A 24,082-nucleotide genomic window follows, 5' to 3' on the forward strand; every position below is an offset into this window, starting at 1 on the left:
ATTTACCCTCTTTTTTCTAGTTAGTTTCTGAAAGATACTAACTAGAAAAAGGAGGCCAGGCAACCACGGGGCGCCTAGAACGCACAAAATTCTATCAAAAACTGTCCAAGATATTGACTGAAATCCAAGGTGACTATTATATAGATGATGCTAAAGGGAATAGAGTAGATTTGGATGATGAGAATAGCCCGTATATTTTAAATGAGAATGACATTCTAGTATCTCTTACAGGTAATGTTGGCAGAGTTTCCAAAATGACACGAGCGAATGCAGTATTAAATCAACGAGTAGGTCGGGTGAAAATTAATGATATCAATAAAGTAGAACATGATTTTCTTTTTAATATCTTAAAATCTGCGCAATTTGAAGAGAGTATGAAGAATGCATCTCAAGGGGCTGCACAGGCAAATATTTCAAATAAAGATATTTTGAGTTTTGTAATCAAATATCCAAACTTATCCGAACAACAATCCATCGGATCATTCTTCTCCACTCTCGATCACCTCATCACCCTTCAGCAGCGTGAGTTAGATTATTTGAAGGCAACGAAGAAAACAATGCTTTCAAAACTATTTCCGAAAAAATCTGAAACGATTCCGGGAGTCCGTTTTGACGGATTTACGAACGTTTGGGAACAGCGGAAAGTAAGAGAGCTCTTTACAATAACTCGAGGGCAGGTATTAGCAGCAGATAAAATAGTTGATACTCCATCACAAATAATGAAATATCCAGTTTATTCCTCACAAACGAAAAACAATGGCCTAATGGGATACTATTCAAACTATCTTTTTGAATCGGCTATTACTTGGACAACTGATGGTGCAAACGCTGGGACTGTAAATTACAGAGAAGGTAAATTTTTCAGTACAAATGTAAATGGAGTCCTTTTATCGGAGGAAGGGTTAGCTAATTATGCTTTAGCTGAAATAATAAATAAAGAAGCTTGGAAATGGGTGTCACATGTTGGAAATCCAAAACTAATGAACAATGTTATGGCAGATATTGAAATAAATGTAAGTTTAAATTTTGACGAACTGAGTTTAATTTCTAAAATGATTTCCACCCTCGATCACCTCATCACCCTTCAGCAACGTAAGGTGGATTTGTTGAAGAGTCAGAAGCAGACGTTGTTGAAGTCTATGTTTCCTCGTTAATACTCATTACATTTCAAAATCTGAATGTGTTAATCCTCTTCGCCGAACCCCTAGTTCTGTCTTCATCGGATTGCCTTTTCAGATTTTGAACTGTTTCGAGTATAAGTTATTAGCTTTGTTTTTATTTTAAATTTATTAAGGAGTTTGTATGTCACAAGAGAATTATTCAAAATCACTGTATCAAACGCTTTGGAATTCTGCGGATATTTTGCGGGGTAAGATGGATGCGAATGAGTATAAGTCTTATCTGTTGGGATTAATTTTTTATAAATATTTATCGGATAAGCTTTTGCACGCGGTGTGTGAGAACTTGGAAGTAGAGTTTGTGGATTTGGTTCAGGCTCAGGAGTTGTTCGCGGAGAGTTTGGAAGATGCGGAGCTGCGGGAGGATTTGCTGGATATTCTTCAAGATGAACTGGGTTATGTTTTGGAAGCGAATTTGACCTTTACGTCTTTAGTGTCTCGTGTTTATACGGGTGACTTCCAACTGGAAGATTTAGCTCAAGGTTTTAGGGATATTGAGCAGTCGAATGAGATTTTTGAAAATTTGTTTGAGGATATTGATCTTTATTCAAAGAAATTAGGAGCTACTCCACAGAAGCAGAATCAGGTTATTTCTGAGGTCATGAAAGAATTGAATGAGATTCAAATGGAACTTCATGAGGGAGATATTCTGGGGGATGCCTATGAATATTTGATTGGTCAATTTGCCTCTGATTCGGGTAAGAAGGCTGGGGAATTCTATACCCCCCAAGCTGTTTCTCAATTGATGACTCAAATTGTTTTTATGGGGCGTGAGAATCAGAAAGGGATGAGTTTGTACGATCCAACCATGGGTTCTGGTTCCTTGCTTTTGAATGCCAAGCGCTACAGTAATGAGGCTGCAACAGTTTCTTATTTTGGTCAAGAAATCAATACTTCAACCTTTAACCTGGCTCGGATGAACATGATGTTGCATGGGGTAGCCATTGAGAATCAGAAATTACATGTTGGTGACACCTTGGATGCCGATTGGCCGACTTCGGAACCGACGAATTTTGATGGTGTCTTGATGAATCCACCTTATTCTCAGAAATGGTCAGCGGATAAGGGATTTTTACAAGATCCTCGATTTTCAAATTTTGGCGTTTTGGCTCCGAAATCCAAGGCTGACTTTGCCTTTCTCCTTCATGGTTTTTACCATTTAAAACACAATGGAGTTATGGCCATTGTGTTGCCTCACGGGGTTCTCTTCAGGGGGGCGGCTGAGCTTAAAATTCGGAAACATTTATTGGAAGAAGGGGCAATTGATACTGTAATTGGACTTCCAGCCAATATCTTCTTCAATACTTCCATACCGACAACCATTATTATTTTGAAGAAAGATCGGACCAGCAAGGATGTGCTCTTTATTGATGCTTCCAAGGAATTTGAAAAAGCTAAAAACCAGAATTTCATGAGAGAGGCCCATATCGAAAAAATTCTAGAGGCTTATCAAAAGCGCGAGGATATCGAGAAATTTGCCCACTTGGCCTCCTTTGAAGAAATTCAGGAAAATGATTTTAACCTCAACATACCTCGATATGTGGATACCTTCGAGGAGGAGGAAGTAGAACCTCTATCGGAATTAGTTCTTAAATTGGAAGAGACTGAAAAAGAAATTGCGGAGACCAGGGAACAATTGCAAGAAATGATGTCTCAGTTGGTTGGCACCAATCCCGAAGCTCAGGCAGAACTGGATGCCTTTCGGGAACGGTTTTTGAAGATGTAATATTAAGGATGGAATTAGTGTTTGATTTTATGAAAAGGAGAACGTGAAATTGTTTTGGGGAATAGTGATTCTGGTTGTAGCTTCCTTTTTTGTTGTGATGATTTTGTCAACGGATTCGGAAGAAAATAGTCATCGAGAAATTGATGCACAAGCAAGTAGTGATAAGGATAGTGATGAGGAAGTTTCAAGCCCAATGTTAAACAGCTTTGAGGAAGATTTTGATTTTTGTGTGTCAGGTTCGAATTTATTTATTGACAAGCATACTTATTCAGATGGTATTATTCGAGAATTTGATGAAAAATCTTCTGAAGTAGGTATGGGTCATTTAGTTTTTTGGGAACAATTAGAAGCAGGATTAAATAATTATCTGGAAATAAATCCGACAGATGCAGAGAGACTAGTTTTACTCGACAAAGTTGTTAAAGCGAAGGATATTTTTTACGAATTTTATAAGTTAAGGGAAGGTGAAAAATACGAATTAGCAAGAATGACAACGAATTTTTTAACGACTCATTATTCAGAGGAAGCAGAAGACTATGAAGAAGTACTTGGTACGAATCTTAATGGGGCTATGTACATCGAGGATGTGAGTGATTCAATTTTACTAGCCTTAGATTTAGGTGAATATTCTGAAGAAGTGAAAAAACATTACAAGGAACAGTACACTCGAATTCATAAAATATATAGGGTTATTTATGCGAATTTAATTTCAAATGAATTTAAAAATCAGATTTATAATGAAGGTAGGCCGTTGAGAGAGAGCGGGGAGTTTGAAAGTCTTGTTTTTATGGAATTTACACTTAAATATCTAGAGTTACAAACACAAGTTGTTCATTTGATTGCGGAGGAGAGGTCATTGGACTTTAAACCTTTTAATAAGCTGTTTAAAAAAACCATTAAAACAAATAATCTTGATAGAAATCTGGTTATGGATAATCTCTAGTATTGGTATTTGTTTTTATGTACGATCAATTAGTTAGGTGTTTCCCTTGGATTTTGTGGTAGACTAGTATTGCAAGAAGAAGTTTGCAAGTTTTTTTGAAATCTTTAAACAGATGAGGTAGAGGAGGCTCCCCGTATGAACTTAGAATATTGGTTTGATTTTATGGAAGGTTGGACTACTGAAGAGATTGTATTTTCAATTGTCTTATTTGTTGTAATTGGGTTTCTTGTTATCCTTACTACACCTTATTCAGCTTCTTTTATGAAAGCGAAGCGAAACGCTATCATTGAAGATGAGTATCGAAAGAGATTTAAGAAGTAAGTAATTTATAGTAGCCCCTGTTAGGGATTGACCTTTCTTTGATTTTTTACACGAAGCAGCAAATCATCATTTTATTGGTGGTTTGCTGCTTTTTGCTATGGTTTTGGAATCAAGGATACGATTTTTTCTCCGAATAAATAAGGGCACCTCTAAAAACCCCGATGTTTACTCAGAAAATAAAAAAAAACGACATGAAAGTCTATCTAGTTGAAAAGTGTTTCCTGTCGTTTTCGCATTTTTTACTGTTTTCACAGTTCCTTTTCTGTTTTTGGGCGCACTATGCCCATGTATTGAGGTTCAGTCGTTTAATTTGTTCAAAGCGACAAATGTTATAAACCAAATTTGTTAGGGTTACATTGGTCTTCGCACGCTTAATTCCAACTCCTCTAAAGGTGCTTCCCTTCATCGTGTTTTCTATGAAACCAAATACATGCTCTACTCGACATCGAATACGCGATAGTTTTCGATTAAACTTCTTGTCATCGTCCGTAAGTGGTTTGTTTCGATAGGAGCGACGGGCAGTGTAGTGTTTACCTCCTTCTGGAACTGACTTTCCAGTGTAGGCACTATCATCAAAAACAGGTTCATGGGTATCACAAATATCAGCTAGAACATTTGAATCGTGAACACTAGCCGATGTTACTTCAAAGCTTTTGATAAGTTTTGATTTAGAGTCTACACAAACATGATTTTTATAGCCAAAATGATCCACCCCTCCTTTTTTAGTCCAGCGTGCATCAGTGTCTTTTTGAGAACGTTTAGCTGAACTCCAGACTTCTGGTTCTTCCCCTTCTTTAATTTGTTCATTCTCTTTACGTGTATTTCTTTGTTTAGGCACTTTTACAAAAGAGGCATCTACAATCTGCCCTTTATGAGCTAACAGACCCTCTTCTTCTAGAGTAGAGTAAAAGCTGTCAAACAATTCCTGTTCTTTCCCTGATTTTGTGAGACGTTCACGGTATAACCAGATTGTTTTTGCGTCTGGAATTTTTTCAGCATCACAACCAACGAAATGACGAAAAGACAGGCGGTCATGGAGTTGGTATTCCATGTCATCATCTGATAGGTTATAGAGGCGTGCTAGCAGAAGAATTTTGAACATCATGAGGTAGTCATAGGGAGGACGGCCTCCTTTTGAAGGATTTTTCTTGGGATTGCCGAAAATGCGAAATAAAGCTGGGCGGAAAATTTCCCAGTTTATGGCAGAATCTAGTCTTTCTAAGGAATTGCCCATTTGTGAGAGTTTTTTAAGTAGTAACTCGTCATCTGTGAATAATAGCATGGTGACACCTCATGGAATTTGATACCACTATTATCTCACAATGCACGTGTAGAAGGAATAAAAAGCAGGTCTTCATACCGTAGTGGAATCATCAGCAGTTGAGAAACAACTGCTAGATGACGGAGATTTCGAGACCTTGGCTCGAAATCTAGTAATGAGACTCCGGAGGAGGCTGCTTGCGTCCGCACTACCAAATATGAAGACCTGCTTATTTGAAATATTTCCTACAAAAACTATGAGTTTTTAGAGGTGCCCATAAGTAATACATAACTAATTTCAAAATCGATATACTCGAAAAATTTCAAAGAGATGACTAGGAAAGCCGATGATGGTAGAACTGAAGTTCACCGAAGAGGCTTGACAACGTCAGAATTTGAAATTTAATGAGTATAAGAACTTAGGGTATGATTTGGTTTCATCGGAGGGATTTGATATGATGAAAAGTAGGACGGTCGTGTTAAATGAGAAACGGAAAATCACTTTGGGTTATTTTCATGGAACTAAGCTAGAAAATGCCAAGTCTATATTCTCAGAACAAGAATTTCGATTTCGGCCGCGTCCTAATCACTGGTTAGGGAATGGCGTTTATTTTTTCGTGGATGATGAATATCAAGCCAAGTGGTGGGCCGGTAAGGATGGTCATAGGGAAACGAACTTACCAGCGGTTTTATATTTTCCGTTAACGATTTCTAGAAATGAGCTGCTAAATTTAAATTCAATTCGAGATTTAGAAATCTTAGATAAATTCGCGGAAGAATTGTTTTTTAATTTTGGGAAGGTTTTTGTAGAGTTTAGTGAATTGGAAGTTCAGACTTTTCATTGTTTTCTTCTAGATTATTTTTTTAGGGTTAATAATCAGTATAAGGCTGTTCGTCGAACCTTTTTATCTACGAAAAAGGAGATTGGATTGAGTCGCTTCGCGCAGTTGTCGGATCAACTGTGTGTGTTTGATCAGTCTATCATTCCTTTTTCTAGGATAAAAATTCTAGATATCTAGTTTGGAGGTAGTTTATGAATCTTACACGAGAAGAACTAGCAAAGCTCTTTGATGAGTATGGCTTCGAATACAAATTTGATTCCCCCACTCCAGGAATTCATTTTAGAGATGGGTCTTTTAAAAGATTTGATGAGCTTCCATTACCAAGTGAATATCTCGGAGATTTAGAGTGGATGGCGGAGTACGAGCGTCAGTTACTGGCGAGTTTGGAAGAGGAGTCATAACTGGATTGTTTCTAATAACGTTGAGGTTTGTTAGATTAATCGGATCGTTATGACTGTCCTTTCTTTTTTGCTAAGGATTTACTTTTTAAGTAGGGGAGGTAATCGCTGGAATTTACTCTTGAAGATGTGACAAAAGTGATGGATGAGTTAGGAATCACGTATGTTTTAAATTCTCCCACGCCGGGTGTTCGATTTGGGGACGGACCGGTTATTCCTTATGATGAGCTTCCATTGCCGAGTGAATATTTAGGAGATTTAGAGTGGATGGCGGAGTACGAGCGTCAGCTACTAGCGAGTTTGGAAGAGGAAGCCTAATAGAAAAAGTCTGGCAGTTTATTAGTCTACCAGACTTTTTCTGTTTAATGATGATGTCCGTGGTCGTGGATGTCGAGTTTTTCGGTGTGATGTTGGTGTTCGAAGCTGGAGTAGTCGAATTCGACGGCGCTTTCTTCGATGTTTTGGGCTTGTAGGAGGTGGTGAACTTGGTCTTTGAGGAGGCGTTCATCTGTCCCTTGGGCGATGTGGAGGTGCAGCATTGCAACGTGGCGTAGGCCATCCATGGTCCAGACGTTGAGCTGGTTGACTTGGTAGACGCCTTCCATTTTTTCGAGTTGCTCGCGTAAGGTTTCCAGATTGAGGTCTTCTGGTGCTTTTTCAAGAAAAATTTGAAGATTGGTTAGGAATTTAGGAAGGGATTGGCTGAGGATGAAAAGGGAGATGGCAACGGAGAGCAGGGGATCGAGGAAATACCAGTCGGTAAACTGGAGGACGATGCTGACGAGGAGGACGGCGACCCAACCGAGGATATCTTCTAGGAAATGGAGGGTGAGAATTTGCTGGTTGGCGGTTTCACCTTTGTGAACCATACGGGCAGCGAATCCATTGATGAGGATGGCTAAAATGGCTAGGACGAGGGTACCTTGGCTGTTCACAACTGGTGGGTTGAAAATTTTCGGTGTATTTTCAATGAGCAGGAGGGTGGAACCGGTAATGAGGATAGTAGCGGTGACCAGGGCTGCTAAGATGCTATAGCGTTTGTAGCCCAGGGTGTAACGCAGGTCGGTCTGTTTGTCAGAGATTTTTTCCAAATAGGCTGAAAGTCCAATCGCCATAGCATCTCCGAAATCATGAACTGCGTCGGCGAGGACGGCAGAAGACTGGAAAAGCACGCCGAAAATGGCTTCAAGAATGGCGAAGGAGAGGTTTAGGATAAAGGCGATAAAGGTGGTTTTAGAGCTGTTTTTCATAATTTTTTCCTATCTAGTTGCTTCTAAAAGCTGAATTAGTTGAGTTTTTTCGTCTGCAGTTAATCCTCGGTAGCTTCCGTAGGGAAGGCTTGTATCCAATTGGAAAGGACCGAATTGAATTCGTTTGAGGCTTATGACTTTGACACCAACGGCTAGGAACATTTTTTTGACTTGGTGAAACTTGCCTTCGGCCAGGCTGATGAGGGCTTGGCTCTGGTTGGGTTTAGAATCTTGGATGGTCAGTTTTGCTGGTAGACATTGGTAGCCATCGTCAAAAATAATCCCTGTTGCAAAGAGGTCTGGCAGGTCGGCATGTAGGGGACCGTTGACCTGGACTTGGTAGGTCTTGGTGATATGGGCATCAGGGTGGAGTAATTGGTAGCCAAGTGGACCGTTATCGGTCAGCAAGAGTAGTCCGGAGGTGTCCCTATCCAGACGACCGACAGCGTAGAGGTCGGGATTCCAATCGGACCTTGCTAGGGAATCAAAAACAGTAGCATGGTGTCTATCCTGATTGGCGGTAACGACACCCCTTGGTTTGTGAAGTAACCAATAGTGGTGGTTTGTTGATGGGGCTGGCTTCCCCTCAATCGTGACTTCTTGAAGATCCGTGTCGACATTTTGAGCTAGGGATTTTGAGGGCTTGCCGTCGACTAGAATTTGCCCTTTAGCTAAGGCTCGCTTCATGTCTTTTCGGCTATAAGTGTTGGCCAACAGTTGATCGATTCTCATGCCTCCATTGTAACAAATTTTCTGTAAAGGGTAGCGTTTTTTCAAGTTTTTGTGCTTGAAGAGGACATTGGATTTTGCTATACTAGTAAAGTTTTTTGAAAGGAGAATCTTATGTCGATTATTTCACAAGTTTTATTAGTGCTATCTGCAGCTTTGTTTTTCTTTATTTTCTATTTGGAAACAATTGCGACAGCTTCTGATCGTACTAGTAAAGTCTTCAGTATTAGCAAGGAAGAATTAGAAGCAAAATCCATGAATGTTTTGATGAAAAATCAAGGGGTCTATAACGGTTTCATTGGATTAGCTCTTTTGTATGCGGCTTTCTTTAGTCCCAATGGACGTGAAGTGGCAATTGTTTTTCTTGTAAATATTTTGGTTGTTGCAGCTTATGGGGGAGCAACTAGTAGCCCATCTATTTTGATGAAACAAGGTACACTTCCATTTTTGGCACTTTTGAGTCTCTTGTTTTTCTAATTTAAAATGTAGGGAAAGCCTATTGAGGTAGGAGAGATTTTCTTGTTCCATTTTGAGCAGATAAAAATAGCTTAGAATCATTGTCTTATAAAAGCTGATTCTAAGCTATTTTTCTATATTCAGAGTTTTATTTAGAATTAGTTTGTCTCGTAACCAATCAGGATTCCACCCTCTTCAGCGTAGAAGCTACAGATTCCTGACGTTGGGAGAATGTGGATATCGGCTTGAGGATATTCAGACCAAATGAGTTTGCTTAGATCTTGGCAAAACTCAGGATTACTGCGGTGTGACATGTGGATGCGACCGCCTTGATAGCCCGCCTTTTGCATTTCTGCCCAGGTGGTAGAGACGGCTTTTTTATTTCCACGCGCTTTTTGAAGGAGTTCGAGTTCCCCTTTGCTGCTGGCTTGGCCGACCATGCGGATGTTGAGGAGGCCAACGACTTTCCCAACGATTTTGTTGAGGCGGCCGTTTTTGACCAGATTATCTACTTTTTCTAGGACAAAAATCAATTTGCTTTGTTTTTGATAATCATCAATGGCAGCGACGATTTCAGGATAAGTCAAACCTTGTTTGATGTAGTCATTGAGTTGGTAGACCAAGAGGTCCATCTCCCCACCAGCTGAGAGGCTGTCAATTACGTGAACCTTGGCATCTGGATGACTTTCTAGATAGATCTCTCGTGCTAATCGAGCAGCATTGTTACTGCCAGAAAGGGCACCAGTAATGGTCACTACAAAGATGGCGTCAGCATCCCCAAAGGCTTGGAGGTACTGGTCTGGGCTTGGACAGGCTGATTTCGAAGCCTGTTCGCTGGCATACATGACCTCCATCATAAAATCAATATCTAAGCTCTGTTTATCTGCGAAGGTCTTATCGCCAACTTGCACATACATAGGAATCGATTCAAAACTTGTGTTGGGCGCAAGGTGTTCCAACTGACGATAGTTACACGCCGAGTCCGCAATAATTTTCCACTTCATATCGTAACTCCTTAAAATTGTACACTTGCTGTACTTTTGTCTTTTTGAGTATATCATATTTTAAGCTAAAATCAAAAGAAAAAGGGAATATGCTATAATTGGCTTGTACTCAGGAGGAAAAGGTATGACACATCAACGACTGGCCTGGGATGAATATTTTGCAGCTCAGGCACTTTTAATATCCAACCGCTCAACCTGTAACCGCGCTAAAGTTGGGGCGGTCTTGGTCCACGATCATAAGGTAGTTTCCACTGGCTATAACGGTTCCGTTTCCGGAACCGAACACTGTACGGACCAGGGCTGTCTGGTTGTAGAGGGGCACTGTGTCCGGACCTTGCATGCAGAGGTAAATGCGATTTTACAAGGTGCAGAGCGTGGAATCCCAAGAGATTTTACAGCTTACGTCACCCATTTTCCCTGTCTCAATTGTTCCAAACAGTTAATGCAGGTTGGGTGTTCTCGGGTGGTTTATATCCATGATTACCGAATGGATGACTATGCTCAAAAATTATACCAACAAAAAGGAGTCACCCTCTTACAAATCCCCTTGAATCAAGTACAGAAAGCTGTGCAGGAAAGTGGATTCTTCCAATAGCCGCCAAATTTTTTACTTTCTGGCTATCATATGGTAGACTGGAAAAGTTAAATAGTCCCGAAAAGGTAGTCTTTGACTAGTTCTTTGTAACTTTTTAACGAATTTTAATTAAAAGGGGGACATTATATGTCTGAACGTAAATTGTTTACTTCAGAATCTGTATCAGAGGGCCATCCGGATAAGATTGCCGATCAAATCTCTGATGCCATTCTGGACGCGATTCTTGAACAGGATCCGGATGCCCATGTAGCAGCGGAAACAGCGGTCTACACTGGTTCTGTCCATGTCTTTGGCGAAATTTCGACCAAGGCCTATGTGGATATTAACCGGATAGTTCGGGATACCATTGCTGAAATTGGGTATACCAATACGGAATATGGTTTTTCTGCTGAAACGGTGGGGGTTCACCCATCCTTGGTAGAGCAATCACCTGATATTGCCCAAGGTGTTGACGCTTCCTTAGAGACTCGTCAAGGGCAAGGACAGGATCCTTTGGATCAGATCGGTGCTGGGGACCAAGGACTGATGTTTGGTTTTGCGGTGAATGAGACACCAGAGTTAATGCCATTGGCTATTTCACTTTCCCATAAGTTAGTGAAGCGTTTGGCCGATTTACGGAAGTCTGGTCAAGTTTCTTATCTGAGACCCGATGCTAAAAGTCAGGTAACAGTAGAATACGATAAGGCTGGAAAACCGGTTCGAGTGGACTCTGTCGTGATTTCAACTCAGCATGATCCAGAAGTTGCTTATGAAGATTTGGCTCAGATGGTCAAGGAGGAAGTCATTGCTCCGGTGATTCCAGTGGAACTCTTGGATGAGGAGACCCGTTACTTCATTAATCCAACCGGACGTTTCGTGATCGGAGGCCCACAAGGGGATTCCGGTTTGACCGGACGCAAAATTATTGTCGATACCTATGGAGGGGCGGCTCGTCATGGTGGTGGAGCTTTCTCTGGTAAAGATGCAACCAAGGTGGACCGTTCTGCCTCCTATGCTGCTCGCTACATTGCCAAAAACATTGTAGCCGCTGGATTGGCGGATAAGGCTGAAGTGCAGTTGGCCTATGCCATCGGGGTAGCCCAGCCAGTGTCTATTCGAATTGACACTTTTGGAACGGGCAAAAAAGACGAGGCTACTCTTGAAGCAGCAGTTCGAGCACACTTTGACTTGCGTCCAGCAGGAATTATCAAGATGTTGGATTTGAAGAAACCAATTTATAAGCAAACAGCCGCTTATGGTCACATGGGAAGAGAAGATCTCGATTTACCATGGGAACGTCTGGATAAGGTCCAAGCCCTTCAAGGCTTTTTCAATTAACAAAAAGAAACTACTGGTTTAATCGTTGCCGGTAGTTTTTTCTTGTGTTGAAAACGGAGGTCAATTTCCAAGCCTAGCAAGCTAGGTGGAATTGTGGTATAATCAAGCCAAACCGTCTGGTTTTTTTAGTAGTTTCAAGAAAGAGTCTAAAACATGAAAAAAATTGTGATTAATGGCGGGCGACCTCTTAAGGGAGAGGTGGCTGTTTCAGGTGCCAAAAATAGTGTGGTGGCCTTGATTCCAGCAATTATTTTGTCGGATGATGTGGTGACTTTAGACGGCGTGCCAGATATTTCTGACGTCGCGAGTTTGATTGATATTATGGAAGTGATGGGGGCTAAGGTCAAACGTGAAGGAGATACCTTGGAGATAGATCCTTCTGGTGTGCAATCCATGGCCATGCCTTATGGAAAAATCAATTCGCTTCGGGCGTCCTACTATTTTTATGGTTCTTTGTTAGGTCGCTTCGGAGAGGCGACTGTCGGTTTGCCTGGAGGCTGTGACCTTGGTCCTCGGCCTATTGATCTCCATCTGAAGGCATTTGAAGCCATGGGGGCCCGGATGACTTATGAAGGAAACTCCATGCATTTGACAACGGATGGTCAGGGAATTCATGGAGCTACGATTTACATGGATACGGTCTCGGTGGGGGCTACTATTAATACGATGCTAGCAGCTGTCAAAGCAAATGGGAAGACCGTTATTGAAAATGCGGCGCGTGAGCCTGAGATTATCGATGTGGCGACCCTTCTCAACAATATGGGAGCCCATGTTCGGGGGGCAGGGACAGATGTCATCACCATTGAAGGAGTGGAACGCCTCCATGGCACTCGTCACCAGGTGATTCCAGATCGGATTGAAGCGGGGAGCTATATCGCCATGGCGGCTGCCGTTGGGGAAGGGGTAAAAATTACCAATGTTCTCTATGAGCATTTGGAAGGTTTTATTGCCAAGTTGGAAGAAATGGGGGTTCGTATGACTATTTCTGAAGATAGTGTCTTCGTCGAGAAACAAGACAGCCTCAAAGCGATTCATATTAAAACAGCCCCTTATCCTGGTTTTGCGACGGACTTGCAACAACCCATCACTCCTTTGCTGTTGAAAGCTGAGGGCCGTGGTTTAATCATGGATACCATCTATGAAAAGCGGGTCAACCATGTGCCAGAATTGGCCCGAATGGGAGCGACGATTACAACTGTTGGGAATCAGATTAGTTACGAAGGTCCCAATCAATTGCATGGCGCTCCGGTAAAAGCTACGGATTTACGTGCAGGTGCCGCGCTTGTGATAGCTGGTTTGATGGCTCAAGGGCAGACTGAAATTACCAATGTCGAATTTATCTTACGTGGCTATTCGAACATTATTGAAAAATTGCGGAACTTAGGGGCTTCTATCGAATTAGTGGAAGAATAAATCCTAAGTAAGAGACCAATAGGCCTGAACTTCCATCGTTACAGGTGTAATCAATGAATGTGATGAGGGCAGGGCGCATGTCCTAGCTCTTTTCTTTTGGACCAAGGAGGCGCCAATATGACTATTTGGACTCATTTAGCTCAACACTCTTTTGAAGAGACGCCCCGCCTGTTTTTGCGCCCCCCTCTCATAACGGACTTGGCCGCTTTTCATGAGTTGGCTAGCGATCCACAAAATGTAACCTACATTTTTCCAGCTCAGGCAAGTAGGGAAGAGAGTCTCCATTTATGGACCCATGCTTTTCTTAAACATCCACTTGGGACTTGGGTTTTGGAGGATCCTCATGAGCATCGGCTAATAGGGGTTATTCGTTTGGAAAAAATCCAAGAATCGCTAAGGCAGGCAGAAGTTGGCTATTTTTTACATAAAAAGTATTGGGGTCAGAGCCTGATGGCGGAAGCTTTAAGTCACCTTTGTCAGATCTTGCTGGAATCAGGTGGCTTGGAATCCCTGAGTCTTCAGGTACACTTGGAAAATACGGCCAGCCAGCGGGTGGCCCAGAAAGCCGGCTTTGAACTTTTGCGCCAATTCAAAGGTAGTGATCGCTATAGTCGGAAAATGCGGGACTACTTAGAATTCCAACGAAAGCGAGGACGCTATGAGTAAGCATCAGGATGTCTTAGATTATTTAGAATCTATGGCGATTGGCCGCAAGGTCAGTGTTCGTAGTGTGGCAAATTTCCTTGGAATTAGTGAGGGAACCGCCTACAGGGCCATCAAGGAGGCCCAGGCACGGGGCTGGGTAGAAACACGGCCTCGAAGTGGGACTGTCAGAGTGGCACCACGAGAGGAAAGCCAGACACCCCTAACCTATGCGGAAATTGTGGAGGTCACCCAAGCAAGAGTTTTGGCAGGGGAGGCAGGTTTACAGAAGGAATTCTCAGCCTTTAGTATTGGAGCCATGTCCAGGGAGAATGTGGTCACACATTTGAAGGATGGTGGCTTAGTAATCGTCGGTGATCGGACCTCAGTTCAGCGTTTGGCCTTGCACCATGATTGTGCGGTTTTAGTAACCGGAGGGTTTCCTGTGACTGAAGAGATTCTTGCCTTGGCGAATTCCCTATCCATTCCCATTCTATCAAGTGGGGAAGATACCTATCAGGTGGCTAGTCAGATTTCCCAAGCGGTTTCCCAGCGGCAAATCAAGGCCCACATTATGACCGTCGCGGATGGTTACCGGTCGAGTGATATTTATGGAGTATTGACCGATCAGGATTTAGTCAGAGATTTCTTGGCCATGGTTCAGAAGAAGCACTTTTCGTCCTTTCCTATCGTCAACGGGACTGGACAATACCTTGGTGTGGTCCGGCTCCAGGATATAGGTGGTCAGGCTGGTAGTGTGGTTTTGGAATCGGTGTTGACGAATAGCCTTTTACCGGTGACAGCCTATACGAGTTTGGCTGTGGCCCAACGGAAGATGATGGACCAGGGAGCAGAGCTTTTGCCGGTTGTAGATGACGAAAATCAACTTTTAGGAGTTCTGACCCGAGAGGATGTAATTGCCCTTTTGTCACAGGAAGGGACCCAGTTAAAGGCTACATTTTCCGAGCAGGTTCGCCCGCACCTGGAGAAGCTAGGTTCGGACTACCGCTTGCGCGTAGACCCATCGCTTTTGGATGAGCAGGGGAGTCTGGCTGCGGGAGTTTTGACTGAGGTTGCCCTGCAGGTCTCTAAGAAAGAATTGGCGCTAGCCGGATCTGGATTCTTTCTGACCTCAGCTTCGGTCCATGTTTTTCAGACTATAGAAGTGGAAGAGGAGTTACTAGTGGTGGTCCGCCTCTTGCATCAAAGTCGGTCTAGTCGCGTTTTACGATTATTATTTAAGGAAAATGAGCAGGCAGTTGCTCAAGTTACAATAGAAATTACAGTTCAATGAGGAGAGAAGATGATTACCTTAAAATCACAGCGAGAAATTGAGTTAATGAAGGCGAGTGGGGAGTTCTTGGCGAGCGTACATCGTGGATTGAGAGATATGATTAAGCCAGGAATTGATATGTGGGAAATTGAGGAGTATGTCCGTCGCCGTTGCAAGGAAGACAATGCGCTGCCTTTGCAAATTGGGGTTGAGGGGCATTTAATGGACTATCCTTATGCAACTTGTTGTTCATTGAACGATGAAGTGGCCCATGCTTTCCCTCGTCATCAAAAATTAAAGAATGGCGACTTGATCAAGGTGGATATGGTTGTTGGTTTAGTCGATAAGGCTGAGTTGGATGTTTCCAAGTTGGATTTTGATGATGTACCAACAATGCGTCGTTTGTCTGAAGATTTCCGTGGAGGGGTAGCAGATTCCTGTTGGGCATATGCCGTTGGGGAGGTTACACCAGCAGTTCAAGAGCTGATGGACGTCACCAAGGAGTGCTTGTACCGTGGAATCGCGGCTGCTCAAGTTGGCAATCGCTTAGGTGACATCGGAGCTGCGATTCAAGAATACGCTGAGAGCAAAGGTTACGGTGTGGTTCGAGATTTGGTAGGGCATGGAGTCGGTCCAACCATGCACGAAGAGCCAAACGTCCCCCATTATGGTCGAGCTGGTCGTGGTCTCCGCCTTAAAGAGGGGATGGTTCTAACCATTGAGCCCATGATTAACCAAGGTACTTGGGAAATCGATACTGATATGAAAACGGGTTGGGCCCACAAAACCCTTGATGGTAGCTGGTCTTGCCAATATGAACACCAGTTCGTGATTACCAAGGATGGGCCTGTTATTTTGACGAGTCAAGGGGAAGAAGGAACTTACTAAGAGCACCGATTATGGCTAGACTAGATTAAAGGACGAGGGAAGTTTGTGACTTAATCAGTTAGGGGCGCTATCGGTAGAGGTAAAAAAATGAAACAACAACTGCATGCACTCCTAGACTGGGGGAAGAGCTTACTTCAAGGACCATGGTTGCAAGCGGGAATCCGCTTTTATGGTCAGGCGGAGAGTCAAGTAATGGCTATCGCCATTGCCTACTATTTGATGCTCTCCCTGATTCCATTTTTTCTGATAGTGGCCAACCTTTTACCCTACCTGCCGATTGATAGTGGAGATATTTTATCTTATCTTGAAGCCTGGGTTCCAGAGAGTCTCTATCCCTCTTTAGCCCAAGTGATAGAGGGAGTCCTCTCGAAACCATCGACTGGTTTTTGGAGTATAGCTTTGATCTCGGCTTTCTGGACTCTGTCTTCAGCTATGTGGATGGTCGAGCAAAGTTTCAATAAGGTTTACGGGGTGGAGAAGCGAACCAGTTATCTAGTGTCGCGGATACTGAGTTTAGTCATGGGAGTCCTCTTACAATTAGTAATCTTTTTCTTAAGCTTTCTTTCTCTCTTTAGCAGTTACCTGTTGGAGACGTTGAAGAGTTTCTTGAATTTAGATTATTTGCCCTTAGAGGACCTCATTCGAGGCCTCAGTAACTGGAGCTTTGTTCCTCTGCTAATATTGCTTTTCTTTCTCTATTTCAGTTTGCCCAATGTTCGGATTACACGTATCCGTTATACCCTTCCGGGAATTCTTTTAGTCTCTGGCTTTTTCTACGTCTTTAATGGCTTGATTAACCAATATTTGATTCGGTATATGGGCCGCTTTACAGATTATCGTTTGGTCGGCTCTGTTGTCCTCTTCGCTGTTATTTTTTGGTTCGTTTTAGTAGGGCGCATTTTAATTATTGGCGCCGTATTAAACGCCTCCTATCAATTTGTGCAGGAAGGCGATTTTGAGAGTAAATCATATCTAAAATAAAAAAAAAGAGGCTGGGACGAAACATCCTAGCCTTTCTTGTTGGTAAAAACAAATAGTTTGCTTAGCACGTAATTGAGAACAATAATGAAGACCTGAGAGAAGAGCGCCACAATGGCATTGACAGCTTGGAGGTCCTGGTTCACAAATTGCCCAATAATCCCCGGAAAGAGGGTCACGAAGAAGTAGCTCAAAGCAATGTCCAAAACCAAGGTGCCTAAGCGGGCCATGAAAAATTTGACTAAGCGCTGCCAGCGACCATCCTTGGCTTGCTGAAAAACAAAGAGATCGTTGGTGATAAAAGCAAAGAGAATCGTCAAAATATTGGCTACCGCTGTAGACAAGACCGCAGCTTGGGTTAAATAAAAGAAACTTGTCCGTAATATCAGGTAGACGACTGTCGCCAGAACTCCAAAAAAGAGATAGGACAAAACCTCGTTGTTAAAAAATTTTTTTAGTAATGCTTTCATAAATGTTAGTCTACCACAAAGACAGAAATTGTGCTATACTTGGGGAGTTGTGGAACAACCCTTGACGCTTCCTTCTTTCGTCAAGCATATTATAAGCGGTGGAGCCGCTAAAGGAGTTTTTATGAAATCTTTAACAACCCGAGATTGGGCTCAGATGTCCCTAGTTGCAGCACTCTATGTTCTCTTAACGGTCTTGCCCCCCTTTAATGCGTTGAGCTATGGGGCCTACCAGTTGCGTTTATCAGAGATGCTGAATTTCTTTGCTTTTTTGCATCCCAAGTATATTTTTTCTTTGACTGTTGGGTGTATGTTGGCCAATTTCTATAGTTTTGGAATGATTGATGTTTTCGTTGGTGGAGGTTCGACCTTGGTCTTTGTCTCATTAGGGGTCTATTTATTTAGATCCTGGGTTGGGAAGGGGAAAATTTTTGGCCTCTTTGATCGGGGTTATTTTGCATTTGCCCTATTCTTTGCCACTTCCATGATAACAATTGCGTTGGAATTACACCTTTTGCAAGGCTTACCTCTTTTCTTGACTTGGTTTACGACTGCAGTTGGAGAATTCGTTTCACTCTTGCTTGGAGCTGTCCTTTTCCAAAACTTGGAAAAACGTCTGCGGACCTTTTTTTAATCCACTAGTTGGTAGGTCGGCGCTTTCCTTTAAAAACCTGGTACTGGATTAGCTTGCTTAGCTTTACGGACTGAAGAATAAAAAGACTGATAAACGGATAGTTGTCAGTCTTTTTTGCACGAAAAAAGGCAAGGATTTGTGATAAAATTGAACTATGAAAGATAGAATGACTGAATTGGTCCAAGAGCTTAATCACTATGCTCAGGCCTATTATGAAAAGGATCAACCGCTGGTAACGGATTCCGAATACGACCGGCTTTATCGAGAGTTACAAGAACTGGAGGCCCAGCACCCGGACTTGGTTTTGGCAGATAGTCCAAGCCATCGTGTAGGAGGGAAAGTTTTAGAGGGATTTAATAAGTACCAGCATGCTTATCCGCTTTTTAGTTTGCAGGACGCCTTTAGTTATGAAGAGTTGGTAGAATTTGATCAACGGGTCCGTAAAGAGTTTCCGAAAGCCGCCTATGTTTGTGAAATGAAGATTGACGGCCTCTCTATTTCTCTGACTTATGAGAATGGCATCTTGGTCGCGGGAGCTACTCGAGGGGATGGTCAAGTTGGTGAGGATATTACTGAAAATCTTCGCCGCGTTCAGGATTTGCCGCTCCGTTTGAAGGAAGCTGTAGATATCACAGTACGTGGTGAGTGTTACATGCCCAAGGCAGCTTTCCAGGCCCTTAATGAGGAACGGGAGCAAGAGGGGGCTTCCAGCTTCGCCAATCCACGAAATGCCGCGGCTGGAACGTTGCGACAATTGGATACGGGAGTCGTTGCCAAACGTCAATTGGCTACCTTTTTGTATCAGGTGGCTGGTCCTTGGACTGCTAGGACTCAGGAAGCTGTCTTGGTGGATTTAGAAGCCTTGGGCTTTGAGGTGAACCCCCTTCGTAGAACCCTGACAAGTATTGAAGCAGTCTGGGAGTTTATCCAAGAAATCCAGGATAAGCGGGAATCATTACCGTATGAGATTGATGGAATGGTCATTAAGGTGGATGATTTGTCCATGCAAGAAGAGCTAGGGTTCACTGTCAAGTATCCTAAGTGGGCCATCGCCTATAAGTTCCCTGCAGAAGAAAAGGAGGCCTGTCTGCTTTCAGTGGACTGGACAGTGGGTCGGACGGGTGTGGTAACCCCTACGGCCAACCTTAGTCCGGTCCAGCTGGCTGGGACAACTGTTAGCCGCGCAACACTTCATAATCGAGATTATATCCTGGAAAAAAACATTCATGAAGGGGATACCGTGGTCGTCTACAAGGCCGGTGACATCATACCCGCAGTATCTCACGTGGTCCAAGCAGCCCGTCCAGAAGGAAGCCAACCTTTGGCGATTCCGAGTCACTGTCCAAGCTGTGGATCTGAATTGGAGCAGCTTAAGGATGAAGTTGCTTTGCGTTGTGTCAACGCCCAGTGTCCGGCACAGTTCCGTGAGCGCCTGGTTCATTTTGCCAGCCGTGCGGCCATGAATATCCAAGGGCTTGGTCCCTCCATGATTGATAAGCTCTATGAGGCGAAATTCATTAAGCACGTATCTGACCTTTATCGGTTGGACCTAGATATGCTTCTGACCTTGGATGGGGTCCAAGAAAAGTCAAGCCAGAAATTACTCGATGCCCTAAGTTTATCGAAACAGAATTCAGCTGACCGCCTACTTTTTGGACTGGGCATTCGATTTGTTGGGGCTAAAGCTAGTCGCCTTTTATTGGAAAAATTTGAAAATCTAAAGGTATTAAGCCGAGCGAGTGAAGAAGAAATGGTGCAAATTGATGGTATTGGTCCATCGGTAGCGCAAAGTCTGGGGCACTATTTTGAGCATCCAGAGGCTCAGCAGTTACTCGATGAGTTGGCGGATGTGGGCATGAATCTGGACTACCTGGGACAAAAAACGGTTACGGATGGGCTTTTGTCCGGTCAAACTGTGGTTTTAACAGGAAAGCTCAGTCGAATGAAACGGGCAGAAGCTAAAGCTAAGTTAGAGTCTTTGGGGGCGAAGGTAACTGGGTCTGTCTCCAAGAAGACCAGTTTGGTTGTGGCTGGAGAGGATGCTGGAAGCAAGTTAACCAAGGCTCAGGAATTGGGAATTCCAGTTCAGGATGAAGCCTGGTTGGAGGAATTGTAATGGTAGAAGAAAGACAAAGAGCTCGGTTGATTTACAATCCGACCTCTGGGCAGGAAATCATGAAACGCTATATTGCAGATGTACTGGATGTCCTTGAAGACATCGGGTATGAAACCTCCGCCTACCAAACCACCCCCCTGCCATTTTCAGCTCAAAAGGAAGCTGAAAGAGCAGCGCGTGCAGGTTTTGATTTAGTGATTGCGGCGGGGGGAGATGGGACTATCAATGAGGTTGTAAATGGAATTGCCCATCTGGCTAAGCGCCCCCGAATGGCCTTTATTCCTGTCGGGACTACCAATGACTATGCCAGGGCCTTGAAGATTCCTATGGGGGATCCAGTAGCAGCAGCCAAGGTTATTGCACAGAAGCAATTGGTTGAAATGGATATTGGCCGAGCTTATGGCGATAAACATTTTATCAATATTGCTGCTGCAGGTACCTTGTCGGAGCTGACCTATAGTGTTCCGAGTAATATCAAGACTCGGCTGGGCTATTTGGCCTATGTCGCTAAGGGAGCGGAAATGTTACCGCGGTCAAAGTCTCGGAAGGTACGATTGGAACATGACCAAGGTGTTTTTGAAGGCAAGGTTTCCTTGATTTTTGTAGCCTTAACCAATTCAATTGCTGGCTTTGAAAAGCTGGCTCCTGACGCAAAGTTGGATGATGGGAATTTTACCGTCATCGTTGTCAAAACGGATCGGATTTTTGATATGATGTCACTCATAATCCAAGCGATCAATGGTGGGCAGCATGTTTCAGATCCCAATGTGATCTATATAAAAAGTAAAGAAATTAAGTTGGAAGTTCTTGAAGGGGATCAGCAGTTCATGCTCAACTTAGATGGAGAGTATGGAGGTGATACTCCAGTCCATTTGGAAGTACTTCCCAACCACTTAGAATTTTATGCCAATGTTGATGAAATTTCTGATGAAGCATTAACGGGCGATAGAGGATAAAAATGATAGAATACCGTGTTTTGATTCACTACCACAGCCAGGAGGGGCACTATGCTGGCGCTAATTTGTGGCAGTGGAAGGATGGGGATTTGGGGAAGGAAGTCTCCTTCACGACCTATGATTATTTTGGGATGACGACTGAACTTACATACCATAGTCAAGGCCCTTTATCCAATGCTAAGTTTTTGATCAAGGCTCAAGACTGGTCCTGGCAGTCCAGGGATTTTGAAGTACAACTCTTACCTGTTAATCTTCGTACCGAGGTTTGGGTCATTGAGGGGGATGATACCCTTTATTATTCCAAGCAAGCAGCTATGGCTAGTCCGCGTTTTCGTTACCGCAATCCCCACGCCTTTGATATGGCTAATCATGCTCAGGGCTTTGATCAATACTGGGCTTATCAGGGCTGGCTGGGGTCTCGTTATGAGTCGGAAGCTTCCTTTTTTAAAGTTTGGGCACCGACTGCTAAACAGGTTGACCTAGTGGTTTACACCTCTGCTGCTAATGATGCACCGGTTTGGAAGATTTATCCTATGGAGCGTGGGAGTGTAGCTTCTACAGATCACGCCAAAAATGATATTGGGGTTTGGTATGCGCGTGTGACTACAGACATTCGTGGCCTAGCCTATCAATACCATGTTTACCAGGACTTTGATGATCGGTTGACCAGGGATCCCTATGCCCAGGCTGCCACAGAAGACGGTTTACGTTCAGTCCTTCTAGCAGAGGAAGATCGAGCTATTCCTAATTTTATCTTAGGGGATCAACGGGAAGCGACTTGGCGGATCGACCAGCCAACCAAGGCGGTCATCTATGAAATGCACGTGCGCGATTTAACAAAGTCACCGACATCAGGTGTGCCAGCCAGCTTACGGGGCACTTACTTGGGGGCTGCCTATCCAGGAGCCCAGACGGAGTCTGGCCAGGCGACTGGGCTTGATTATATTAAGAGGTTGGGTGTAAACTATGTTCAACTACAGCCCATTGCAGATCGCTTTAAGCAGTATGATTCAAATGGGCAAGTGCTCTATAATTGGGGGTATGATCCGCAGAACTATAATGTGCCAGAGTCCAGTCTGTCCAATCATTCCCATTCCCCAGCTCAGGTGATTCGGGATCTTAAAACCATGATTAAAACGTATCATGATGCTGGCATTGGGGTCATTTTGGATGTGGTTTATAACCATGTTTACTCTACTCATAATAGTCCCTTCCAGGATCTGGTGCCAGACTATTATTTTCGAATGGCTCCTGACGGATCTTTCGAAAATGGAACGGGTGTCGGTAGTGAGACTGCCAGCGAACACGCCATGTTTCGAAAATATATGTTAGACTCGTTACGGTATTGGGTGGAGGAGTATCAGGTCGACGGCTTCCGCTTTGATTTGATGGGAATTCACGATGTGGAAACCATGAATCAGATTCGCCAAGCAATGGACGAGATCGACCCTCGCATTCTACTCTATGGTGAAGGTTGGGATATGGGGACCGTCCTTAGACCAGAAGAGAAAGCTAAGAAAGACAACGCCTTTTTGATGCCAAGAATCGGTTTCTTTAATGATGATCAGCGCGACGCCTTGAAGGGATCAGAGGTTTTTGGCCATTTAAAAGCTGGATTTGTGAGTGGCCAAGGCAGTGATCATCAAGTTGTTCAAGCCTTCAAGGCCAGTCGCAACTTGGGAAGCTATCTAACTCCTTCTCAGGTCTTAAATTATGTACAAGCTCATGACAACTACAATCTTCACGATCTTTTGCAGGAACTTCATCCAGGTGAAGATGTGGCTATTCGGTGGCGACGCCAGGAGTTAGCTACCGTTCTAAATCTCCTGATGCCTGGTATGACCTTCATGGAAGCCGGTCAGGAATTTGGTCGGACCAAACTTCGGGCTACTGGGCCAGACGGGCAGGTAACCCAAGATGATAAAGAACGAGCCATGAATTCCTACAACGCCCCAGATGCAGTCAATCAAATTGATTGGAACCGCCTAGACCATGTTGGTCCTGCCTTGGATCGCATCCAAACTCTAATTGCACTCAAAGAAACCGAAAGCAATTTCAGTCCTTCCACCTATGAAGAAGTAGAGGAAAGATTGGTCTTTGGACCAATCCAAGAAGGTGTGGGACGATTAGAAGTGACTTTCCTTGGAAGTCAAAAAGACTACCGCCTTTATCTAACGGTGAAAGAACCGATGCCTCTTGAAAAACTAGAGGAGTGGAATTTGGTTATCAGCAACCAAATTAGCCTTGAAACGGGCAACTTAGAGTCACTACACTATGCTCTTTTTGAAAAAATCGTATAAAAATAGCCCCCGAATTTGAATGAATCGGGGGTTTTTGTTACTCGAAACAGTTCGAAATCTGAAAAGGCAATCCGATGAAGACGGAACTTAGGGTTCGGCGAAGAGGATTATACTCTTTTAGTTTATCTTTTATTACTGTGTTAGCTCGTCTTGCCGTAGTTCAGTGCTGTCTGCGACTCGCTGCCTTGTACTAAAAGCAAACTAAAACTCCAAGCAGGCTTCGCCTGCTAACTCATGACAGAAAATTAGTTCAGGTATATAATAAAGAAGAGCAATACAAATCCGTAAGTTTATTAGGGCTTTGCCGAGCCTGTAACTAAAACTGGATGAATAAGAGTCATGAGATAACTCGAATACGCCTTGAGCGTGAAAATAAAATTACAAAACAGCCTCTTA

24 protein-coding genes and 1 riboswitch are annotated in these 24,082 nt (G+C 43.4%); of the genes, 19 read left to right on the forward strand and 5 right to left on the reverse strand.

Features of this window, described 5'->3' with window-relative positions:
- The first annotated feature begins 113 nt into the window (after positions 1-113).
- The 4 genes from I1A59_RS06650 (at position 114) to I1A59_RS06665 (ending at position 4,168) form a co-directional block, all read left to right on the forward strand.
- A complete protein-coding gene (locus I1A59_RS06650) occupies positions 114-1,154 on the forward strand; it encodes a restriction endonuclease subunit S (protein ID WP_196092004.1) in 1,041 nt (346 codons plus the stop codon).
- A 148-nt stretch (positions 1,155-1,302) separates the two neighbouring features.
- Positions 1,303-2,904 carry a type I restriction-modification system subunit M gene (locus I1A59_RS06655; protein ID WP_196092005.1) on the forward strand — a complete coding sequence of 534 codons (1,602 nt, stop codon included), beginning with the start codon at positions 1,303-1,305 and terminating at the stop codon, positions 2,902-2,904.
- Positions 2,905-2,947: 43 nt separating this feature from the next.
- On the forward strand, positions 2,948-3,847 hold the full coding sequence (locus tag I1A59_RS06660) for a hypothetical protein (RefSeq protein WP_196092006.1): 900 nt from the start codon (positions 2,948-2,950) through the stop codon (positions 3,845-3,847).
- Positions 3,848-3,982: 135 nt separating this feature from the next.
- Positions 3,983-4,168, forward strand: coding sequence for a hypothetical protein (locus I1A59_RS06665; protein WP_196092007.1), 186 nt, complete (start codon positions 3,983-3,985; stop codon positions 4,166-4,168).
- A gap of 277 nt (positions 4,169-4,445) precedes the next feature.
- Here I1A59_RS06665 and I1A59_RS06670 read toward each other — a convergent pair whose 3' ends face one another.
- Positions 4,446-5,450: an IS5 family transposase gene (locus I1A59_RS06670; RefSeq protein ID WP_196092008.1), complete on the reverse strand. Its 1,005-nt coding sequence runs from the start codon at positions 5,448-5,450 to the stop codon at positions 4,446-4,448.
- Between the two features lie 433 nt (positions 5,451-5,883).
- On the opposite strand from I1A59_RS06670, the gene I1A59_RS06675 reads away from it, so the two are divergent.
- The 3 genes from I1A59_RS06675 (at position 5,884) to I1A59_RS06685 (ending at position 6,986) form a co-directional block, all read left to right on the forward strand.
- Positions 5,884-6,447 carry a hypothetical protein gene (locus I1A59_RS06675; protein WP_196092009.1) on the forward strand — a complete coding sequence of 188 codons (564 nt, stop codon included), beginning with the start codon at positions 5,884-5,886 and terminating at the stop codon, positions 6,445-6,447.
- Positions 6,448-6,461: 14 nt separating this feature from the next.
- Positions 6,462-6,671, forward strand: a complete 210-nt coding sequence (locus tag I1A59_RS06680; protein WP_196092010.1) for a hypothetical protein — start codon at positions 6,462-6,464, stop codon at positions 6,669-6,671.
- Between the two features lie 138 nt (positions 6,672-6,809).
- Positions 6,810-6,986 carry a hypothetical protein gene (locus I1A59_RS06685; RefSeq protein WP_196092011.1) on the forward strand — a complete coding sequence of 59 codons (177 nt, stop codon included), beginning with the start codon at positions 6,810-6,812 and terminating at the stop codon, positions 6,984-6,986.
- Positions 6,987-7,030: 44 nt separating this feature from the next.
- On the opposite strand, the gene I1A59_RS06690 is transcribed toward I1A59_RS06685, so the two are convergent.
- Complete coding sequence (locus I1A59_RS06690; protein ID WP_196092012.1) at positions 7,031-7,918, reverse strand: cation diffusion facilitator family transporter; 888 nt, start codon at positions 7,916-7,918, stop codon at positions 7,031-7,033.
- Positions 7,919-7,927: 9 nt separating this feature from the next.
- Positions 7,928-8,650 carry a pseudouridine synthase gene (locus I1A59_RS06695; protein WP_196092013.1) on the reverse strand — a complete coding sequence of 241 codons (723 nt, stop codon included), beginning with the start codon at positions 8,648-8,650 and terminating at the stop codon, positions 7,928-7,930.
- 111 nt (positions 8,651-8,761) lie between these two features.
- Here I1A59_RS06695 and I1A59_RS06700 point away from each other — a divergent pair, with 111 nt between their 5' ends.
- A complete protein-coding gene (locus I1A59_RS06700; RefSeq protein ID WP_196092014.1) occupies positions 8,762-9,124 on the forward strand; it encodes a DUF1304 family protein in 363 nt (120 codons plus the stop codon).
- Between the two features lie 137 nt (positions 9,125-9,261).
- On the opposite strand, the gene I1A59_RS06705 is transcribed toward I1A59_RS06700, so the two are convergent.
- Complete coding sequence (locus I1A59_RS06705) at positions 9,262-10,107, reverse strand: DegV family protein (protein WP_196092015.1); 846 nt, start codon at positions 10,105-10,107, stop codon at positions 9,262-9,264.
- 124 nt (positions 10,108-10,231) lie between these two features.
- On the opposite strand from I1A59_RS06705, the gene I1A59_RS06710 reads away from it, so the two are divergent.
- The 7 genes from I1A59_RS06710 to I1A59_RS06740 all read left to right on the forward strand — a co-directional run bounded on the left by I1A59_RS06710 (position 10,232) and on the right by I1A59_RS06740 (position 17,216).
- Positions 10,232-10,702, forward strand: coding sequence for a cytidine/deoxycytidylate deaminase family protein (locus tag I1A59_RS06710; RefSeq protein WP_196092016.1), 471 nt, complete (start codon positions 10,232-10,234; stop codon positions 10,700-10,702).
- 126 nt (positions 10,703-10,828) lie between these two features.
- Entirely contained in the window at positions 10,829-12,019 is a 1,191-nt protein-coding gene (metK, locus tag I1A59_RS06715) for a methionine adenosyltransferase (RefSeq protein ID WP_196092017.1), read from the forward strand.
- Between the two features lie 153 nt (positions 12,020-12,172).
- A complete protein-coding gene (locus I1A59_RS06720) occupies positions 12,173-13,432 on the forward strand; it encodes a UDP-N-acetylglucosamine 1-carboxyvinyltransferase (RefSeq protein WP_196092018.1) in 1,260 nt (419 codons plus the stop codon).
- Positions 13,433-13,549: 117 nt separating this feature from the next.
- On the forward strand, positions 13,550-14,098 hold the full coding sequence (locus tag I1A59_RS06725) for a GNAT family N-acetyltransferase (RefSeq protein WP_196092019.1): 549 nt from the start codon (positions 13,550-13,552) through the stop codon (positions 14,096-14,098).
- On the forward strand, positions 14,091-15,368 hold the full coding sequence (locus I1A59_RS06730) for a DRTGG domain-containing protein (RefSeq protein ID WP_196092020.1): 1,278 nt from the start codon (positions 14,091-14,093) through the stop codon (positions 15,366-15,368). Before I1A59_RS06725 ends, I1A59_RS06730 begins: the two co-directional genes overlap by 8 nt.
- A gap of 9 nt (positions 15,369-15,377) precedes the next feature.
- The gene (locus I1A59_RS06735; RefSeq protein ID WP_196092021.1) at positions 15,378-16,235 is read left to right on the forward strand and encodes a methionyl aminopeptidase; all 858 of its coding nucleotides are present in this window, start codon (positions 15,378-15,380) and stop codon (positions 16,233-16,235) included.
- An 87-nt stretch (positions 16,236-16,322) separates the two neighbouring features.
- On the forward strand, positions 16,323-17,216 hold the full coding sequence (locus I1A59_RS06740; protein ID WP_196092022.1) for a YihY/virulence factor BrkB family protein: 894 nt from the start codon (positions 16,323-16,325) through the stop codon (positions 17,214-17,216).
- 26 nt (positions 17,217-17,242) lie between these two features.
- Here I1A59_RS06740 and I1A59_RS06745 read toward each other — a convergent pair whose 3' ends face one another.
- Positions 17,243-17,683, reverse strand: a complete 441-nt coding sequence (locus tag I1A59_RS06745; protein WP_196092023.1) for a GtrA family protein — start codon at positions 17,681-17,683, stop codon at positions 17,243-17,245.
- Positions 17,684-17,712: 29 nt separating this feature from the next.
- Positions 17,713-17,807: riboswitch (PreQ1 riboswitch) on the forward strand.
- Between I1A59_RS06745 and I1A59_RS06750 the strand changes: the two genes are divergently transcribed.
- From I1A59_RS06750 to pulA, 4 genes are all read left to right on the forward strand, one after another.
- Positions 17,805-18,314 carry a QueT transporter family protein gene (locus tag I1A59_RS06750; protein ID WP_196092024.1) on the forward strand — a complete coding sequence of 170 codons (510 nt, stop codon included), beginning with the start codon at positions 17,805-17,807 and terminating at the stop codon, positions 18,312-18,314. It overlaps the preceding riboswitch by 3 nt.
- Positions 18,315-18,468: 154 nt before the next feature.
- Positions 18,469-20,430 (forward strand): NAD-dependent DNA ligase LigA, encoded by a 1,962-nt coding sequence (ligA, locus tag I1A59_RS06755; RefSeq protein ID WP_196092025.1) that lies wholly within the window; start codon positions 18,469-18,471, stop codon positions 20,428-20,430.
- Entirely contained in the window at positions 20,430-21,386 is a 957-nt protein-coding gene (locus tag I1A59_RS06760) for a diacylglycerol kinase family lipid kinase (protein WP_196092026.1), read from the forward strand. Before ligA ends, I1A59_RS06760 begins: the two co-directional genes overlap by 1 nt.
- A 2-nt stretch (positions 21,387-21,388) precedes the next feature.
- On the forward strand, positions 21,389-23,686 hold the full coding sequence (pulA, locus tag I1A59_RS06765) for a type I pullulanase (RefSeq protein WP_196092027.1): 2,298 nt from the start codon (positions 21,389-21,391) through the stop codon (positions 23,684-23,686).
- The last annotated feature ends 396 nt before the right edge of the window (positions 23,687-24,082 follow it).

Origin of the sequence: Streptococcus sp. NLN76 (assembly GCF_015686645.1) — a bacterium.
Classification (GTDB): Bacteria; Bacillota; Bacilli; order Lactobacillales; family Streptococcaceae; genus Streptococcus.

Excerpts from the sequence above, each read along its gene's own strand:
- I1A59_RS06710 (WP_196092016.1), top strand. The coding sequence starts at position 10,232 with ATGACACATCAACGACTGGCCTGGGATGAATATTTTGCAGCTCAGGCA.
- I1A59_RS06700 (WP_196092014.1), top strand. The coding sequence starts at position 8,762 with ATGTCGATTATTTCACAAGTTTTATTAGTGCTATCTGCAGCTTTGTTT.
- I1A59_RS06690 (WP_196092012.1), bottom strand. The coding sequence starts at position 7,918 with ATGAAAAACAGCTCTAAAACCACCTTTATCGCCTTTATCCTAAACCTC.
- I1A59_RS06705 (WP_196092015.1), bottom strand. The coding sequence starts at position 10,107 with ATGAAGTGGAAAATTATTGCGGACTCGGCGTGTAACTATCGTCAGTTG.
- I1A59_RS06725 (WP_196092019.1), top strand. The coding sequence starts at position 13,550 with ATGACTATTTGGACTCATTTAGCTCAACACTCTTTTGAAGAGACGCCC.
- I1A59_RS06745 (WP_196092023.1), bottom strand. The coding sequence starts at position 17,683 with ATGAAAGCATTACTAAAAAAATTTTTTAACAACGAGGTTTTGTCCTAT.
- I1A59_RS06680 (WP_196092010.1), top strand. The coding sequence starts at position 6,462 with ATGAATCTTACACGAGAAGAACTAGCAAAGCTCTTTGATGAGTATGGC.
- I1A59_RS06655 (WP_196092005.1), top strand. The coding sequence starts at position 1,303 with ATGTCACAAGAGAATTATTCAAAATCACTGTATCAAACGCTTTGGAAT.
- I1A59_RS06665 (WP_196092007.1), top strand. The coding sequence starts at position 3,983 with ATGAACTTAGAATATTGGTTTGATTTTATGGAAGGTTGGACTACTGAA.
- I1A59_RS06685 (WP_196092011.1), top strand. The coding sequence starts at position 6,810 with ATGGATGAGTTAGGAATCACGTATGTTTTAAATTCTCCCACGCCGGGT.
- I1A59_RS06675 (WP_196092009.1), top strand. The coding sequence starts at position 5,884 with ATGATGAAAAGTAGGACGGTCGTGTTAAATGAGAAACGGAAAATCACT.
- metK (WP_196092017.1), top strand. The coding sequence starts at position 10,829 with ATGTCTGAACGTAAATTGTTTACTTCAGAATCTGTATCAGAGGGCCAT.
- ligA (WP_196092025.1), top strand. The coding sequence starts at position 18,469 with ATGAAAGATAGAATGACTGAATTGGTCCAAGAGCTTAATCACTATGCT.
- I1A59_RS06740 (WP_196092022.1), top strand. The coding sequence starts at position 16,323 with ATGAAACAACAACTGCATGCACTCCTAGACTGGGGGAAGAGCTTACTT.
- pulA (WP_196092027.1), top strand. The coding sequence starts at position 21,389 with ATGATAGAATACCGTGTTTTGATTCACTACCACAGCCAGGAGGGGCAC.
- I1A59_RS06735 (WP_196092021.1), top strand. The coding sequence starts at position 15,378 with ATGATTACCTTAAAATCACAGCGAGAAATTGAGTTAATGAAGGCGAGT.
- I1A59_RS06695 (WP_196092013.1), bottom strand. The coding sequence starts at position 8,650 with ATGAGAATCGATCAACTGTTGGCCAACACTTATAGCCGAAAAGACATG.
- I1A59_RS06720 (WP_196092018.1), top strand. The coding sequence starts at position 12,173 with ATGAAAAAAATTGTGATTAATGGCGGGCGACCTCTTAAGGGAGAGGTG.
- I1A59_RS06670 (WP_196092008.1), bottom strand. The coding sequence starts at position 5,450 with ATGCTATTATTCACAGATGACGAGTTACTACTTAAAAAACTCTCACAA.
- I1A59_RS06760 (WP_196092026.1), top strand. The coding sequence starts at position 20,430 with ATGGTAGAAGAAAGACAAAGAGCTCGGTTGATTTACAATCCGACCTCT.
- I1A59_RS06750 (WP_196092024.1), top strand. The coding sequence starts at position 17,805 with ATGAAATCTTTAACAACCCGAGATTGGGCTCAGATGTCCCTAGTTGCA.
- I1A59_RS06730 (WP_196092020.1), top strand. The coding sequence starts at position 14,091 with ATGAGTAAGCATCAGGATGTCTTAGATTATTTAGAATCTATGGCGATT.